Below are 15,940 nucleotides of genomic sequence, written 5' to 3' on the forward strand. Positions count from 1 at the left end.
GCTATCGTACGGGAGAGATGATGATGACTTTCAAAGCCGCCGCCATTCAGATGTGCTCCGGTGTCGACCCGGTGAAGAACGCGGCCGACATGGCGCGCCTTGTTCGCGAAGCGGCTTTAAAGGGTGCCGTCTATGTGCAGACTCCGGAGATGACCGGCGCAGTGCAGAAGGATCGTCCGGGCTTGCGCGCCGTCCTGTGCGATGAGGCTGGCGACATCATCGTCACGACGGCCGCCGAGCTGGCGAAAGAACTCGGCATATATCTTCATATCGGTTCGACGGCCATTGCGCTCGATGACGGCAAGATCGCCAATCGCGGCTTTCTTTTTGGTCCCGACGGCAAGCTCATCAACCGTTACGACAAGATTCATATGTTCGATGTCGATCTCGACAACGGCGAGAGCTGGCGCGAAAGCGCCGTCTATCGGCCGGGCTCAGAGGCGCGCATCACATCGCTGCCCTTTGCCCAGCTCGGCTTTTCCATCTGCTACGATGTGCGCTTTCCGCAGCTCTTCCGCGCCCAGGCCGTTGCCGGCGCCGAGGTGATGACGGTGCCTGCCGCCTTTACCAGGCAGACGGGCGAGGCACATTGGGAAATCCTGCTGCGCGCCCGCGCCATCGAAAACGGCATGTTCGTCATTGCTGCTGCGCAGGCCGGCAAGCATGAGGACGGCCGCGAAACCTTCGGCCACTCCATGATCATCGATCCCTGGGGCAAGGTGCTGGCGTCTGCCGGCGGCACGGGTGAGGCTGTCGTCATTGCCGAGATCGATGTGGCTGCGGTGAAAGCAGCCCATGACAAAATTCCCAACTTGAAGAATGCGCGCGAATTTTCGCTGGAGAAGATCGCGACGCCGGCGGCTGGAGGCGTCGCTGCTTGATCCGTTACTCGCTTAGTTGTGACAATGCCCATGAGTTCGAAGGCTGGTTCTCCGAAAGTGCCGATTTCGATCGCCAGGTTGCCAGCGGCTTCCTGACGTGCCCAGTTTGCAATTCCTCTGCAATTTCCAAGCTCCTGATGGCGCCTTCTGTCTCCACCGCGCGTAAGAAGGATGAGATGCAGACGCTTGCCATGGATGCAGCTCGCAAGGAAGCCATGACCAAGCTCAAGGAAGCCGTCGAGGCGATCAAGGCCAATTCCGAGGATGTAGGCGCTAAGTTCCCGGAAGAAGCACGTAAGATCCATTATGGCGAGGCGGATGCCCGCGGGATCATCGGCAAGGCAACGCCGGACGAGGCACAAGCCCTCGTTGAAGAGGGTATAGAGATCGCAGCCCTTCCGGTGCTGCCTGACGATATCAACTGATGTCGGCTCAAGCTGGCAAACATCTCGCCATGTATAATTTCGGGCTGCATGTCGCGGCCTATGAAAGCTCTGCCGTCGAAGGATTTCGCCTGCGCGAGGCGGCGAATTTCGAGGCGGCGGCCCGTGCACACGGATTCATCGGCCGTTCCGGATATGCCGGCGAGCAGGGCTCTTTCTGCTGGGGCGAGCAGGTCTTCCCGCGTTTCATCCGAGGCAGCGGCTTTGCCAGCGCGCCATCGTCGTTATCGCTTTGGGCCGATATCGAGGCGCTGATGGCATTTTCCTATAGCGGTGTGCATGCCGATGCGCTCAAACATGCGCGGCATTGGAACGTCAGGCAAAGCTGGCCGCCGCTGGTGCTATGGTGGGTGGATGCAGGCGCCGTTCCGCAATGGAGGGACGGTGCGGAGCGGCTCGAATATCTTCACGATCACGGGGCCAGCGCCGCGGCGTTCACGTTCAAGCAGCCCTTTGGGCCTGATGGCAATTCCGTCGAAGTCGACCGACGCCGGGTCAAGGATATCGCAGCGCTCAATGCACAAGGCCAGAGCGATTTGCTGGCGCATGTACTTGCCTTGAAGGTCTAGGGATATGTTTCGCCCGACTGCGAGCCTTCAGCTGAATTTTGCCCGCTTCGCCAGCATCATGTAGTTGACGTCCATGTCTTTCGACAGGTTCCACCGATCCTGCAGCGGCGAATAGAACACGCCGGTGCGGGCGATGATCTCAAGCCCATCGGCGGTAAGCGGCTTTTCGATCTCTTCCGGGCGAACGAGCTTCTCGTACTGGTGCGTGCCGCGCGGCAGCCAGCGAAGCACGTTTTCGGCGGCGAAGATGGCAAGAGCCGCTGCCTTCATCGTGCGGTTGATAGTCGCAACGAACATCAGCCCGCCGGGGCGCACCATCTTGGCGCAGGTGGTGAGGAAAAACTCCACGTCGGCGACGTGCTCGACCACTTCCATATTCAGCACGATATCGAAGGTCTCGCCCGCTTCCGCCAATTGTTCGGCCGTCACAGCGCGATAGTCGACCGGAACGCCGGAAGCTTTCGCATGTGTCGAGGCAATGCCGATATTCTTCTCAGAGGGATCGGCGCCGATAACCTCGGCGCCCATGCGTGCCATCGGTTCGGAAAGCAATCCGCCGCCGCAGCCGATATCGAGCACGCGCAGACCCTCGAGTGGCCGGCTGCTCTTCGGGTCGCGGTCGAAATTCTCGCAAGCCCGGTCGCGGATATAGGCCAGGCGAACCGGATTGAACTTGTGCAGCGGTTTGAACTTGCCTGTCGGGCTCCACCATTCGGCAGCCATGGCGGAGAAACGGTCCACTTCGCTCTGGTCGATCGTGCTTTTCGCCGTTTCGCTCATGGCTCGCTCCTTGGTCGGCATCGTGCAATCCGCTCGCATGATTGCGAGGCATAGTTTCTGTCATCCGTGAAGTCGGACGATCGGAGGCCGATGTCAAGGGTGCAAGCTCTGCGGCGGTGTCGCGCTGCCTTATTCCATGTCTGCACATGGCCGGCCAAGGTTGACAAGCAAGCGTGGCATGGCCGATCAATCGCCCGGGCTGTCAACTGGGCCTTCAGAATCGGCGAGCGACCGATTCTGAAGGCCAATGGAGGAATTCCTCATGAAATCATTCCGTGTCGCGACCGCGATGGCCATAGCTTGTCTTGCGGTCAGCCATGCAAATGCAGGGGATGGCAAAGGCTTTCGTCTGACGATCGACGGTGTCGAAGTGGGGATCAACCCCGGCGACACGCTGGATGTTACCACGAAGGACGGTCGCAAGCTCTCGGTGGAGCTGCAGCGCAGCGAAACCGTGACTTTTTCCGGTGGCAAATTCTCCTTCGATCACGACGGCAAGTTTTCTGTGGCCAGGACCGATCTTGGCAGCGGCGTGCAGCAATATGCGCTGATGACGCCGATCGGCACCGGCATCATCGTGCAGGAATATAAGGGGCTAAATCCCTCCGGCCTTACGGACTTTGTGCTGGAGCAGATGGTGCAAGAAAGCGTCAGCGCTGGCGCCAAGATCAAGAAGGAAACCACCCAGCGCAATCTTGGCGACAGCCGCACGCTGAAAGGGGTCAAGGCCGAAACCACCACGGAAAGCGATGTCATGGATTATGAGGTCGTTGCGATGGGCAAGCCCAGCGGCGGCGTCTTGGTCGCCACCATCGTCAACAAGGAAAATATCCCCAAGGAAGGCAGCATTTTCGATAAGTTCTGGTCGAGCTTAAAAGTTGACTTTTAAAAGAAGCTTTATTGGTGCCTGCTGCGCCAAGCTATTGCGCCCGCCTGCCAAACTCGTTAAGAGACGGCCCCATTGAGATCAAGCTTTTCCGGCTATTGAACCGGGAAGGCGATTTTGCATGCCGGGCTTATCGCATTTCGGCCGCCCGGCGCTGGGTACTGGTAGAGGCACATGGCACGCATCGTGATGAAATTCGGCGGAACTTCCGTCGCGGATCTGGACCGTATCAAGAACGTCGCACGCCATGTGAAACGTGAAGTCGACGCCGGCCACGAGGTTGCAGTCGTTGTTTCCGCCATGTCCGGCAAGACCAACGAGCTGGTCGGCTGGGTTCAGAACATCCCGAAGGTCTCAGGCGCCGATCATTCGATCTACGATGCGCGCGAATATGACGCCGTCGTTGCATCGGGCGAGCAGGTGACGTCTGGTCTTCTGGCGATTGCGCTGCAGGCCATGGGCGTCAATGCCCGTTCCTGGCAGGGCTGGCAGATTCCAATCCGCACGGATAACGCCCATGGGGCGGCCCGCATTCTCGAGATTGACGGCGGCGAAATGGTTCGCCGCATGAAGGAAGGCCAGGTAGCAGTCGTTGCCGGCTTCCAGGGACTTGGTCCGGACAATCGTATTTCGACGCTTGGCCGCGGCGGCTCCGATACATCGGCAGTTGCGATCGCCGCGGCCGTCAAGGCCGACCGCTGCGACATCTACACCGATGTCGACGGCGTCTACACGACCGATCCGCGCATTGAACCGAAGGCTCGCCGCCTGAAGAAGATCGCCTTCGAGGAAATGCTCGAAATGGCGTCTCTCGGCGCCAAGGTGCTGCAGGTGCGTTCGGTCGAGCTGGCCATGGTCTTTAAGGTTCGCACCTTCGTGCGCTCTTCTTTCGAGGATCCCGATGCTCCGGGCATGGGCGATCTGCTTAACCCGCCCGGAACGCTGATTTGTGACGAGGATGAAATCGTGGAACAGGAAGTAGTCACCGGCATTGCCTATGCCAAGGATGAGGCCCAGATCTCGTTGCGCCGTCTTGCCGACCGGCCGGGCGTTTCCGCCGCCATCTTCGGACCGCTGGCCGAGAGCCACATCAATGTCGACATGATCGTCCAGAACATTTCCGAGGACGGCTCCAAGACCGACATGACCTTCACGGTTCCTTCCGGCGATGCCGAAAAGGCGCTGCGCGTTCTCGGCGAGAACAAGGAGAAGATCGGTTACGATGTCGTCCAGAGCGAATCAGGCCTGGTGAAAGTTTCGGTCATCGGCGTTGGCATGCGCTCGCATGCAGGCGTGGCCGCGACCGCTTTCCGGGCACTTGCCGAAAAAGGCATCAACATCAAGGCTATTACGACGTCAGAAATCAAGATTTCCATCCTGATTGACGGTCCTTATGCAGAACTCGCAGTCAGGACTTTGCATTCCTGCTACGGTCTGGATAAGAGTTGAGTCAGGACTGCTGACAACGGACCGTGACGGAGGCGAGTTTCGGCCGGCCCTGATGTGGGCAAGAGTGGCATGACATCTTGATTCGGGAGCTAGAGACGCAATGAGAGACCTATCCGGCGGTCCACGCGTTCTGCTCAAGCGGCTGCGCGAACTTATGGCGGAGCCGCTGGAGCCGCAGGAGCGCCTTGACCGGATCGTTCGACAGATTGCCGGCAACATGGTCGCCGAAGTGTGCTCGGTCTACGTGCTGCGCTCCGACGGTGTGCTCGAGCTCTATGCGACCGAGGGCCTGAACAAGGAAGCCGTCCACCTCTCGCAATTGAAGATGGGTCAGGGTCTCGTCGGTACGATTGCCGCGTCCGCCCAGCCGCTTAACCTGTCCGACGCGCAATCGCATCCCGCCTTCCGCTACCTGCCGGAAACCGGCGAAGAAATTTATCACTCCTTCCTCGGCGTGCCGATCCTGCGCACTGGCCGGTCGCTCGGCGTTCTCGTCGTGCAGAACAAGGCGAGCCGGAATTATCGCGAGGAAGAGCTGGAGGCGCTTGAGACGACGGCCATGGTGCTGGCCGAAATGATCGCCACTGGCGAGTTGAAGAAGATCACCAAGCCAGGCCTCGAGCTCGATCTGACGCGTTCCGTCACCATCGACGGCGACAGTTACAATGAAGGCATCGGCCTCGGCTATGTCGTGCTGCATGAGCCGCGCATCGTCGTCACCAACCTGCTGAACGAGGATGCCGACAAGGAAATCGGCCGTCTGGCCGAGGCGCTCGGCTCGCTGCGAATCTCGATCGACGACATGCTCTCGCGTCGCGACGTGTCCATGGAGGGTGAACATCGCGAGGTGCTTGAGACCTATCGCATGTTCGCGCATGACCAGGGCTGGGTGCGCAAGCTGGAAGAGGCTGTTCGCAACGGCCTGACGGCGGAAGCAGCTGTCGAAAAGGTGCAGAGTGACACCAAGGCGCGCATGATGCGCCTGACCGATCCCTATCTTCGCGAGCGCATGCACGATTTCGAGGATCTGGCGAATCGCCTGCTGAGACAGCTCATCGGCTATTCCGGCCGCACGAGTGCCGAAGGCTTCCCGAACGACGCGATCATTTTCGCACGTGCCATGGGTGCCGCCGAACTGCTCGACTATCCCAGAGCCAACATTCGCGGTCTGGTGCTCGAAGAAGGCGCGGTTACGAGCCATGTCGTCATCGTTGCGCGTGCCATGGGCATTCCGGTCATCGGTCAGGCGACCGGGATTGTCGCGCTGGCCGAAAACGGCGATTCAGTCATAATCGATGGCGACGGTGGCCATGTGCATCTCCGTCCGATGGCCGATCATCAGCGTTCCTACGAGGAAAAGGTGCGGTTCCGCGCCCGCCGGCAGGAGCAATTCCGTGCCCTCCGATCGGTCGAGCCTGTCACCAAAGATGGGCAGCGTATTTCGCTGCTGATGAACGCCGGCTTGCTGGTCGATCTACCGCAGCTCGCCGAGTCTGGTGCCGAGGGTATCGGCCTGTTTCGTACCGAGCTGCAGTTCATGATCGCCTCGACCATGCCGAAGGCGGAAGAACAGGAAATCTTCTATCGCAACGTGATGAAGCAGGCGGGTGGGCGTGTCGTCACCTTCCGGACGCTCGATATCGGTGGCGATAAGGTCGTTCCTTATTTTCGCGCGCACGAGGAAGAAAATCCGGCGCTCGGCTGGCGTGCCATCCGTCTCTCGCTCGATCGCCCTGGTCTGCTGCGTACGCAGCTGCGCGCCATGCTGAAGGCCTCGGCCGACAACGAGTTGAAGATGATGGTGCCGATGGTCACCGAGGTCTCCGAGATCAGGGCAGTGCGCGAGCTGTTGCAGAAGGAGGTGCAGCATCTCTCGCGCTTCGGGCATAGCCTGCCACGCAAGCTGCAATTCGGTGCCATGCTAGAGGTCCCGGCGCTGTTGTGGCAGCTGGACGAGCTGATGGCAGAGGTCGATTTCGTTTCGGTCGGCTCCAACGATCTATTCCAATTCTCGATGGCGGTGGATCGCGGCAATGCCCGCGTCTCGGATCGCTTTGACCCGCTAGAGCGGCCGTTCCTGCGCATTCTCCGCGATATCGTGCGGGCCGGCGAGCGCAACAAGACGCCGGTGACGCTTTGCGGCGAACTTGCCGGCAAGACGATTTCCGCCATGGCGCTGCTTGGCATCGGCTTCCGTTCGGTTTCGATGTCGCCGGCCTCGATCGGTCCGGTGAAGGCGATGCTTATGGGGCTCGATCTCAAAGCTTTGTCCGAGGTCATGGAAGACGCGCTGAACGACAAGCGTCCGACGACCTCAGTGCGCGATATTCTTGCCCGCTTTGCCGAGAGCCACAATATTCCGCTTTAGCGTGGGATCCCGTAAGGCACACAGCGGTTTGCGGACGAGATCATGCGCGGAACATCACAACAGACATAATAAGAAGAATTGGAGTAGAGGGTGGCGAAGCTCCCCGTTGAAAAAATGCGTGAACTCGAGCGTCGCTTCGGCGAAATCGAAGCGCGCATGTCTGCCGGCCCTGCCGCGGACGTCTATGTGAAGCTTGCTTCCGAATATTCCGAACTGCAGCCGGTCGTCACCAAGATCCGTGACTACGAACGAGCCCTTGCCGAGGCTGCCGATCTTGACGTCATGCTCGCCGACAAATCGGTGGACCGCGAAATGCGCGATCTCGCCGAGATGGAGCTGCCTGAGGTGAAGGAGCGAATCGCGTCGCTCGAACAGGAAATGCAGATCCTGCTGCTGCCGAAGGACGCTGCCGACGAAAAGAGCGCCATTCTGGAAATTCGCGCCGGTACGGGCGGCTCTGAGGCCGCCCTCTTCGCCGGCGATCTCTTTCGCATGTATGAGCGCTTTGCCGGCAGCAACGGCTGGAAGGTGGAAGTTCTTTCCTCGAGCGAGGGCGAAGCGGGCGGGTACAAGGAAATCATCGCGACGATCAGCGGCAAGGGCGTGTTCTCCCGGCTGAAATTCGAGTCCGGCGTTCATCGCGTTCAGCGCGTACCGGAAACCGAAGCTGGCGGCCGCATTCATACTTCAGCGGCAACCGTCGCCGTGCTGCCCGAGGCCGAAGAAATCGATATCGATATCCGGCCCGAGGATATCCGTATCGACACGATGCGCTCCTCCGGCGCCGGCGGCCAGCACGTCAACACCACCGACTCGGCGGTGCGCATCACCCATATTCCCTCAGGGATCGTGGTGACGAGTTCGGAAAAGTCGCAACACCAGAACCGCGCCAAGGCAATGCAGGTCTTGCGCTCGCGCCTGTTCGACATGGAGCGTCAGCGCGCCGACAGCGAACGTTCCGCCGACCGCAAGAGCCAGGTGGGTTCGGGTGATCGCTCCGAGCGCATCCGCACCTATAACTTTCCGCAGGGCCGCGTTACCGACCACCGCATCAACCTGACGCTCTACAAGCTCGACCGGATGATGGAAGGCGAAATCGACGAAGTGGTCGATGCGCTTCTGGCGGATTTCCAGGCGAGCCAGCTCGCTCAGCTCGGTGAACAGGCATGAGCGGCGGGCAGGGGTCGACCGTTGCGGGGCTCCTGCAGGAGGTGCGGTCCCGCTTTGCCGCGGCTGATCTCGACGATCCCACCACTGAAGCCCGCATCCTTGTCGGCGGCCTGCTGCATCTCTCGTCCACCGAGCTTGTGACGCGCGGTTCCGATGCGGTGTTACCCGGAATTGTCGAGCAGGCTCGGACGGCAATCGGACGGCGGCTCAATCACGAGCCGATCCATCGCATCCTCGGCGAGCGTGAATTCTACGGATTGCCTTTGCGGCTGTCTCCGGCAACGCTCGAACCTCGGCCGGATACGGAAATTCTCGTCGATACGATGCTTCCGCATGTTCGGCGGCTTGAATCCGAGGTCGGCAATGTCCACATATTGGACATCGGAACGGGAACGGGAGCCATCTGTTTGGCTCTTCTTCATGAATGCCCGGAAGCGACGGGTGTCGGTTCCGATATTTCCAGCGAAGCGCTGGAGACTGCTCGCGGGAACGCAGAGCGAAATGGACTGGCGGCGCGGTTTACGACTGTGCATGGAAGCTGGTTTGAAGCCATCCACGAACGATTTCATGTGATTGTCTCAAATCCGCCCTATATTGCGTCCAGTGTCATTTCCACTCTCGCTCCAGAAGTAAAGGATTTCGATCCTCCCGCGGCCCTTGACGGGGGCCTTGATGGGCTGGATGCATATCGGGCGATCGCAAAAGATGCGGCGCGGTTTCTGCACCCCAATGGAATGTTAGGAGTAGAGATCGGCTACGATCAGCGTGAAACGGTGACTTCGGTTTTTGAAGGAGCAGGATTTCTCCTTCTCGAAGCAGTTCGTGACTACGGCCGGAACGACCGGGTGCTTGTGTTTGAGTTTCGTCACTAGAGCCGGGTGATTTTAGATCTGTTCGACCTAAAATCTGAATCCGTTCTAGAAACAAAGAAGCAGAGCATGATGTCGTTCGAAAACCGCTAACACTTTTCGGCATCATGTTCTAACGCGACATTTTGCTGCAGATTTGTGAGATCCTTATTGTTATCGCGAAGAAAAAGCTTGGATTTCCTGAGGAAGCGATATAGGTTGCGCTCACGCGTTGGGCGGCTGGGAATAGGCGAGACGATTCGCCTGTCTTGGACAGCCTCGGGGATCCGCTCTTTGGTAAGAGTGTCAAAGGTTGAAGATAACCCAATGCGTGATCAGTTAATCTGACGTAGTCGAGCGGCAGACCGGCGCTTAAAGCGCAGTTTGCTTGCGGCACGCAGGCCCTGGTTTCGGGAATGTCCGAGCCGCGGCGGCAGGTGTCGTGTATGAATTTTATCCCAACGAAGAGAATTCAGGTGAAGGATCTATGAGGCCAGGACAGCAGAATAAGCGCGGTCGGGGGCGTGGTAACAACAACGGCGGCGGTGGCGGCGGAAATAACAACAATAATTTCAACCGCAAGGGCTCCAACCCGCTGACCAGAACCTACGACAGCTCCGGTCCCGATGTGAAGATCCGCGGAACCGCTCAGCATATCGCCGAGAAGTATGCGGCTTTGGCGCGTGACGCTCAAAGCTCCGGCGACCGCGTCATGGCTGAAAACTACCTTCAGCATGCCGAGCACTACAACCGCATCATTGCCAGCGCCCAGGCGCAGATGCAGGAGCGCTATCAGCGCGACGAACACCACAATTACAATGAGCGTGACGTAGCCGACCGCGACATCGATGATATCGATGGTGGCGAGGTTGACGACCAGCCGCAGATGGCACCGCGTCCGCCGCGTCATCAGCCCGCTCCGGCTGCAGCAGCAGCACCGGTACCGACTCCCGAGCCTGATGTCATCGATGGCACCGGCCCGCAGCCGGTAATCGAAGGCATCCCCGCCGAAGTGGCGATCGAAGAAGAGACGCCTGCCGCAGCGACCGAGCGTCAACCGCGCCGCCGCAATGCCGGCAGCCGTCCGCGCCGCCAGCCGCGTCGCGCGGCCGGTGATGCAGAAGGCCAGGGTGAGGGCGCTTCGGACGAGGCCCCAGCTTTGGCAGACGCCACCTCGGAATAACCTCTCTCAATTCCTGAGAGACGATTGGATACCCAAACGGGACCGGCAGCGCCGAATGCTGCTGGTCCCGTTTTTTGTTCCCGCGCTTGTTGTCGACTGCTGATCCCGCTGACGCGGGTTGTTTCCAACCTCTTGTCTCTGCTGCGTTGTTCGTAAAATTGCTGCCTTTTTTCGCTTTCCCCACCCTTTAAACTTTCAAGCGACCCTCCCATATTCTGCTCAGCTGCCTTGCCGCAAATCTCAATGGCGACATGGCCGGGCCTGCCTCTTGAGGGGGCTCTATCTCAATCATCGATCTGCGCCGTTCCGGGCAGGCCGATCTATGGAGGTCTAATATGAATATTGAAAAATACTCCGAGCGGGTACGCGGTTTCCTGCAATCCGCTCAAACCAATGCGCTTGCGCAGGGTAATCAGCAATTCACGCCCGAACATGTTCTGAAAGTGCTTCTTGACGATGATCAGGGCATGGCGTCTTCGCTGATCGAACGCGCCGGTGGCGATGCCAAGGCCGCTCGCATTGCCAATGATGCAGCGCTAGCCAAACTGCCAAAGGTTTCCGGCGGCGATGGTCAGGTCTATCTGGCACAGCCGCTTGCCAAGGTTTTTACCGCAGCTGAAGATGCCGCAAAGAAGGCCGGTGATAGTTTCGTCACCGTCGAACGCCTGCTGCAGGCATTGGCGATCGAGCCCACGGCTTCGACTTCGGCTACGCTGAAGAAGGCCGGTGTCACGCCCGTTGCCCTTAATCAGGTCATCAACGAGATCCGCAAGGGTCGCACTGCCGACTCCGCCAATGCGGAGCAGGGCTTCGATTCCCTGAAGAAATATGCCCGCGACCTCACCGCCGAGGCCCGCGAGGGTAAGCTTGACCCTGTGATTGGTCGCGACGAGGAAATCCGCCGCACCGTTCAGGTCCTGTCCCGCCGCACCAAGAACAATCCGGTGCTGATCGGCGAGCCGGGCGTCGGTAAGACGGCGATCGTCGAAGGTCTGGCGCTGCGCATCGTCAACGGCGACGTTCCTGAATCGCTGAAGGACAAGAAGCTGATGGCGCTCGATATGGGCGCGCTGATTGCCGGCGCCAAGTTCCGCGGCGAGTTCGAAGAGCGGCTGAAGGCCGTCCTCAACGAGGTCCAGTCGGAAAACGGCGAGATCATCCTGTTCATCGACGAGATGCACACGCTGGTCGGAGCCGGCAAGGCCGATGGCGCCATGGATGCGTCCAATCTCCTGAAGCCTGCGCTTGCTCGCGGCGAGCTGCATTGCGTTGGTGCGACCACTCTCGATGAATATCGCAAGCACGTCGAGAAAGATCCGGCTCTTGCCCGTCGTTTTCAGCCCGTCATGGTTGAAGAGCCGACGGTCGAAGACACGATCTCGATCCTGCGCGGCCTGAAGGAAAAATACGAACAGCATCACAAGGTGCGTATCGCCGATGCCGCGCTGGTGGCTGCCGCTACCCTGTCGAACCGCTACATCACCGACCGCTTCCTGCCGGACAAGGCCATCGATTTGATGGACGAAGCCGCAGCGCGCCTGCGCATGCAGGTGGACTCCAAGCCGGAAGAGCTCGATGAACTAGATCGTCGCATCATCCAGCTGAAGATCGAACGCGAAGCGTTGAAAAAGGAAACGGACCAGGCCTCGGCCGACCGGCTGAAGCGGCTTGAAACGGATCTTGCCTCTCTGGAAGAGGAAGCCGATGCGCTGACTGCACGCTGGCAGGCCGAAAAGCAGAAGCTCGGCCTTGCCGCCGATCTGAAGAAGCAGCTTGACGACGCCCGCAACGAGCTTGCCATTGCTCAGCGCAAGGGTGAATTCCAGCGTGCCGGCGAGCTTGCCTATGGGGTGATCCCCGATCTGGAAAAGGAACTTCACGCAGCGGAAGAGCAGGATAGTGCCCGCGATTCCATGGTGCAGGAAGTCGTCACTGCCGACAACATTGCCCAGGTGGTTTCCCGCTGGACCGGGATCCCGGTGGACAAGATGCTGGAAGGCGAGCGCGACAAGCTGCTCAGGATGGAAGACGAGCTGGCAAAATGGGTTGTCGGCCAGGGCGACGCCGTTCAGGCGGTTTCCCGTGCCGTTCGCCGTTCGCGTGCCGGCCTGCAGGATCCGAACCGGCCGATCGGCTCGTTCATCTTCCTCGGCCCGACCGGCGTCGGCAAAACGGAATTGACCAAGGCGCTCGCCCGCTTCCTCTTCGATGACGACACCGCGATGGTGCGTATCGATATGTCCGAGTACATGGAGAAGCACTCCGTGGCCCGGCTGATCGGTGCCCCTCCCGGCTATGTCGGCTATGAGGAAGGTGGTGCGCTGACCGAAGCCGTCCGCCGCAGGCCCTATCAGGTCGTGCTGTTCGACGAGATCGAAAAGGCGCATCCCGATGTCTTCAACATCCTGCTCCAGGTTCTGGATGACGGACGGTTGACGGACGGACAGGGCCGCACAGTCGACTTCCGCAACACGATGATCATCATGACCTCCAATCTGGGTGCCGAATATCTAACCCAGCTGAAGGACGGCGATGACAGCGATCAGGTGCGCGAGCAGGTGATGGAAGTGGTCCGGTCGCATTTCCGGCCGGAATTCCTGAACCGTGTCGATGAGATCATTCTGTTCCATCGCCTGAAGCGCGATGAGATGGGCGCGATCGTCGACATCCAGCTGGAACGGTTGCTGAAGCTGCTGTCGGAGCGCAAGATCACGCTTAATCTCGATGAAGACGCTCGCAACTGGCTCGCCAACAAGGGCTACGATCCCGTTTACGGTGCAAGACCGCTGAAGCGGGTGATCCAGAAATATGTCCAGGATCCGCTCGCTGAGCAGATTCTGTCCGGGCAGGTTCCGGACGGATCTTTAGTCAAGGTCACCAGCGGTTCGGACAGATTGCTGTTCCACCCGCGCCAGGCCGCGAACGAAGCCGCATAAGATCACGGCATTTGGATAAATTCAGATGGCGGCCCTCGGGTCGCCATTTTGCTTTCGACGGCGTGCTCAGAAAACATCTTGTCGAGCGGCGCCGGGTCTGTAACCCTGGTTCGGGTTTAGAGGATCGGGGGAAACATGCTTATTGTCTTTGGCGGCCTGCCGGGCAGCGGCAAAACCACGATTGCGCGGGCACTGGCTGAAAGGCTGGATGGCACTTATGTCCGGCTCGACACGATCGAGCAGGCGCTGCGGAATTCCGGCATGTTAAGAGGTGATGTCGGGCCTGCCGGATACATGGCTGCCTATGGGGTCGCCGGAGACAATCTCAAACTGGGAAAAACTGTTATTGCCGATTCCGTCAATCCGATATCGATAACGCGCGAGGCTTGGAGGCAGGTTGCGCAGCGTGCGGCCGTATCCGTAATCGAAGTGGAGGTCATTTGTTCCGACAAAATGGAGCATCGTCGGCGCGTGGAAGCGCGCCAGACGGATATCGAAGGTCATGTGAACCCGACATGGAATGAGGTGGTCACCCGAAATTATGATAACTGGGGCCCGGGACCGGTCGTCGTCGACACAGCCTTGAACGCCGCGGATGATATCGTCACGGAACTGGTCGATCGATTGAGGGCTACCGGGCCTAGATAGCAGCCTGGTAGTTGGGATTCGAACAATTCGGATCGCTACTTGCTGGCAACCTGTTTTGTCTTGTCGTCGCTGAGGAGCGTGTCGATGCGCTTGCGCTCTTCCTGGAACTTGGCGAGAGCTTCGCCGTCGAGCGACTTGCCGCCGGGAAGGCGAATGCGCAAGGGGTCGACCTTGGTGCCGTTGACGATCAGCTCATAGTGCAGGTGAGGGCCGGTCGCGAGACCCGTCGAGCCGATGAAGCCGATCACCTGGCCCTGCACCACCTTCGCGCCGGGTGTCACGCCTTTGGCGATGGCGCTCTGGTGATTGTAGGAGGAGACGTAACCATTCGCGTGGCGAATCAGCGTCTGGTTGCCGAAGCCACCGGAATCCCAGCCGGCCTTTTCGACGATACCGTTGCCGGCGGCGATGATCGGCGTTCCGCGCGGTGCGGACCAATCGACACCGGTATGCATGCGGGCAAAGCCGAGAATGGGGTGGCGCCGCATGCCGAATCCGGATTTGAAGATGCCGGTCGGAACCGGGTTGCGCAGCAGGAACTGCCTGATGCTCTTGCCGGCCTCGTCGAAGTAATCAATCGAATGATCTGTCGGATCCTCGAAGCGATAGAAGCGGGTCACCGTATCGCCGAATTTGGCGTTGACGTAGAGCAACTCGGAATCGGCCGTCGCCTGTCCCTTGCTATCCGCAACCGAGAAGAAGGCTTCAAGCGAATCCGTCGGCTTAAGCTGGGCCTGGAAGTCGACATTGCTCGCGAGCAACTTGACGACCTGCGCTATCATTTCCTTGCTCATGCCGTAGGAAAGTGCAGCGCGATAGATGCCGTCATAGACGCTCGGCAGATCTCGTCCGGCCGTCAGGACCGGCGCGTCGTTATCGAAAGCGGTGGCTATGGCGTCAAGCATGGGCGGCGCGCTGCCGGCGATGAAGTCGCCGCGGTCGTTCTGCGCAATGGTCAGCAGATGCTTGGTGCCACGATAGATACTGGCGCGAATGATCTTTGCCTGCTCGCCCTTCTGCAGGATGCCGATGCGAAGCACATCGCCTGAAGATACGTCGGACGAGCCGAAGACCGGCAGGATTTTGGCGCTGATGCTGTCGGCGTCGGCCTTCGGGTAGCCGGAATTGGTTAGAGCCGTGGTGATCGGCATGTTCTGCCTGACAGGGATGATATCGTCGGCGAATTCTTCGGTCTGCGCGGTCACCGCCTGTGACGCGGAGACGGACATGTTTTCCTCGACGATGCGGGCTGCCAGTCCAGCCGTCAGATCGACGTCGTCATCATCATTGGCAAAGCGACGTGGATCCACATAATACAGTGCCGAGACCTGGGTGTTGCTGTCGGCAAGGACCGAGCCGTTGGAACGCACGTTTTCCTCGACCTCCTCGCGCGACATGGAGCCGGCGAGCTGGAAGGGAATGTCCTTGGTCGGAAAGCTTATGGACTTCAGGCTGACCTCGGATTCCACATCCGATCCATAGATCGCCCCGGTGCGATTGGCGGGCGGGGGTATGTTGTCGTCGGCGGAAAAGATCGCCAGGGGATCGAAGGGCGGATAGCCTTCGCCGGCGACGCGATTGGTCGCGAGTGCGATCTTCACATGTGCGAAGGGCTGGCGGCGCACCACTTCCTTGTCGCCGTCGCGCACCACGGTCGATACTTCGAGGATGTTACGGTCGGAAGGCTTCGAGGCGATCGTCCTCGTGATCAGGCGACCACCGCGCGTAACCTGATTGTCCGTGGCATCATGATTGTCCGTTGTCGCATAGGCCTCGGCC

General features: G+C 59.7%; 13 protein-coding genes (1 of these 13 running past the window's edge). 11 read left to right on the plus strand and 2 right to left on the minus strand.

Features of this window, described 5'->3' with window-relative positions; genetic code table 11:
- Nucleotides 1-23 precede the first annotated feature (23 nt).
- Genes QD461_RS06990 through QD461_RS07000 form a run of 3 tightly spaced genes read left to right on the plus strand, consistent with a single transcriptional unit; the run spans nucleotide 24 to nucleotide 1,893 of the window.
- The gene (locus QD461_RS06990; RefSeq protein WP_414087087.1) at nucleotides 24-881 is read left to right on the plus strand and encodes a carbon-nitrogen hydrolase family protein; all 858 of its coding nucleotides are present in this window, start codon (nucleotides 24-26) and stop codon (nucleotides 879-881) included.
- Entirely contained in the window at nucleotides 878-1,306 is a 429-nt protein-coding gene (locus QD461_RS06995) for a DUF1178 family protein (protein WP_184709895.1), read from the plus strand. Before QD461_RS06990 ends, QD461_RS06995 begins: the two co-directional genes overlap by 4 nt.
- Nucleotides 1,306-1,893 (plus strand): DUF3291 domain-containing protein, encoded by a 588-nt coding sequence (locus QD461_RS07000; protein ID WP_414087052.1) that lies wholly within the window; start codon nucleotides 1,306-1,308, stop codon nucleotides 1,891-1,893. Before QD461_RS06995 ends, QD461_RS07000 begins: the two co-directional genes overlap by 1 nt.
- A 27-nt stretch (nucleotides 1,894-1,920) precedes the next feature.
- Here QD461_RS07000 and ubiG read toward each other — a convergent pair whose 3' ends face one another.
- Complete coding sequence (gene ubiG, locus QD461_RS07005; protein ID WP_414087053.1) at nucleotides 1,921-2,673, minus strand: bifunctional 2-polyprenyl-6-hydroxyphenol methylase/3-demethylubiquinol 3-O-methyltransferase UbiG; 753 nt, start codon at nucleotides 2,671-2,673, stop codon at nucleotides 1,921-1,923.
- Nucleotides 2,674-2,935: 262 nt separating this feature from the next.
- On the opposite strand from ubiG, the gene QD461_RS07010 reads away from it, so the two are divergent.
- The 8 genes from QD461_RS07010 (at nucleotide 2,936) to QD461_RS07045 (ending at nucleotide 14,161) form a co-directional block, all read left to right on the plus strand.
- Nucleotides 2,936-3,562 (plus strand): hypothetical protein, encoded by a 627-nt coding sequence (locus QD461_RS07010; RefSeq protein WP_414087054.1) that lies wholly within the window; start codon nucleotides 2,936-2,938, stop codon nucleotides 3,560-3,562.
- A gap of 171 nt (nucleotides 3,563-3,733) precedes the next feature.
- On the plus strand, nucleotides 3,734-5,008 hold the full coding sequence (locus tag QD461_RS07015) for an aspartate kinase (RefSeq protein ID WP_414087055.1): 1,275 nt from the start codon (nucleotides 3,734-3,736) through the stop codon (nucleotides 5,006-5,008).
- A gap of 100 nt (nucleotides 5,009-5,108) precedes the next feature.
- Nucleotides 5,109-7,376, plus strand: coding sequence for a phosphoenolpyruvate--protein phosphotransferase (ptsP, locus tag QD461_RS07020; protein WP_414087056.1), 2,268 nt, complete (start codon nucleotides 5,109-5,111; stop codon nucleotides 7,374-7,376).
- A gap of 90 nt (nucleotides 7,377-7,466) precedes the next feature.
- On the plus strand, nucleotides 7,467-8,546 hold the full coding sequence (gene prfA / locus QD461_RS07025; protein WP_184709884.1) for a peptide chain release factor 1: 1,080 nt from the start codon (nucleotides 7,467-7,469) through the stop codon (nucleotides 8,544-8,546).
- Nucleotides 8,543-9,418 carry a peptide chain release factor N(5)-glutamine methyltransferase gene (gene prmC, locus QD461_RS07030; protein WP_414087057.1) on the plus strand — a complete coding sequence of 292 codons (876 nt, stop codon included), beginning with the start codon at nucleotides 8,543-8,545 and terminating at the stop codon, nucleotides 9,416-9,418. The genes prfA and prmC overlap by 4 nt, the downstream gene beginning before the upstream one ends.
- 463 nt (nucleotides 9,419-9,881) lie before the next feature.
- Complete coding sequence (locus QD461_RS07035; protein WP_414087058.1) at nucleotides 9,882-10,577, plus strand: DUF4167 domain-containing protein; 696 nt, start codon at nucleotides 9,882-9,884, stop codon at nucleotides 10,575-10,577.
- Nucleotides 10,578-10,912: 335 nt separating this feature from the next.
- Entirely contained in the window at nucleotides 10,913-13,513 is a 2,601-nt protein-coding gene (gene clpB / locus QD461_RS07040; RefSeq protein ID WP_414087059.1) for an ATP-dependent chaperone ClpB, read from the plus strand.
- Between the two features lie 135 nt (nucleotides 13,514-13,648).
- A complete protein-coding gene (locus QD461_RS07045) occupies nucleotides 13,649-14,161 on the plus strand; it encodes an AAA family ATPase (protein ID WP_414087061.1) in 513 nt (170 codons plus the stop codon).
- 35 nt (nucleotides 14,162-14,196) lie between these two features.
- Here QD461_RS07045 and QD461_RS07050 read toward each other — a convergent pair whose 3' ends face one another.
- Nucleotides 14,197-15,940, minus strand: partial view of a M23 family metallopeptidase gene (locus QD461_RS07050; protein ID WP_414087062.1) — the 3' portion only. It continues 197 nt past the right edge of the window; 1,744 of the gene's 1,941 nt are visible here — the last part of the coding sequence; its start codon lies off the right edge, out of view; it ends in the stop codon at nucleotides 14,197-14,199.

The sequence above is a fragment of the Rhizobium sp. BR 314 genome (assembly GCF_047445805.1).
Taxonomy (GTDB): Bacteria; Pseudomonadota; Alphaproteobacteria; order Rhizobiales; family Rhizobiaceae; genus Rhizobium; species Rhizobium lusitanum_B.

Excerpts from the sequence above, each read along its gene's own strand:
- QD461_RS06990 (WP_414087087.1), top strand. The coding sequence starts at position 24 with ATGACTTTCAAAGCCGCCGCCATTCAGATGTGCTCCGGTGTCGACCCG.
- QD461_RS07000 (WP_414087052.1), top strand. The coding sequence starts at position 1,306 with ATGTCGGCTCAAGCTGGCAAACATCTCGCCATGTATAATTTCGGGCTG.
- ubiG (WP_414087053.1), bottom strand. The coding sequence starts at position 2,673 with ATGAGCGAAACGGCGAAAAGCACGATCGACCAGAGCGAAGTGGACCGT.
- QD461_RS07010 (WP_414087054.1), top strand. The coding sequence starts at position 2,936 with ATGAAATCATTCCGTGTCGCGACCGCGATGGCCATAGCTTGTCTTGCG.
- QD461_RS07015 (WP_414087055.1), top strand. The coding sequence starts at position 3,734 with ATGGCACGCATCGTGATGAAATTCGGCGGAACTTCCGTCGCGGATCTG.
- ptsP (WP_414087056.1), top strand. The coding sequence starts at position 5,109 with ATGAGAGACCTATCCGGCGGTCCACGCGTTCTGCTCAAGCGGCTGCGC.
- prmC (WP_414087057.1), top strand. The coding sequence starts at position 8,543 with ATGAGCGGCGGGCAGGGGTCGACCGTTGCGGGGCTCCTGCAGGAGGTG.
- QD461_RS07035 (WP_414087058.1), top strand. The coding sequence starts at position 9,882 with ATGAGGCCAGGACAGCAGAATAAGCGCGGTCGGGGGCGTGGTAACAAC.
- clpB (WP_414087059.1), top strand. The coding sequence starts at position 10,913 with ATGAATATTGAAAAATACTCCGAGCGGGTACGCGGTTTCCTGCAATCC.
- QD461_RS07045 (WP_414087061.1), top strand. The coding sequence starts at position 13,649 with ATGCTTATTGTCTTTGGCGGCCTGCCGGGCAGCGGCAAAACCACGATT.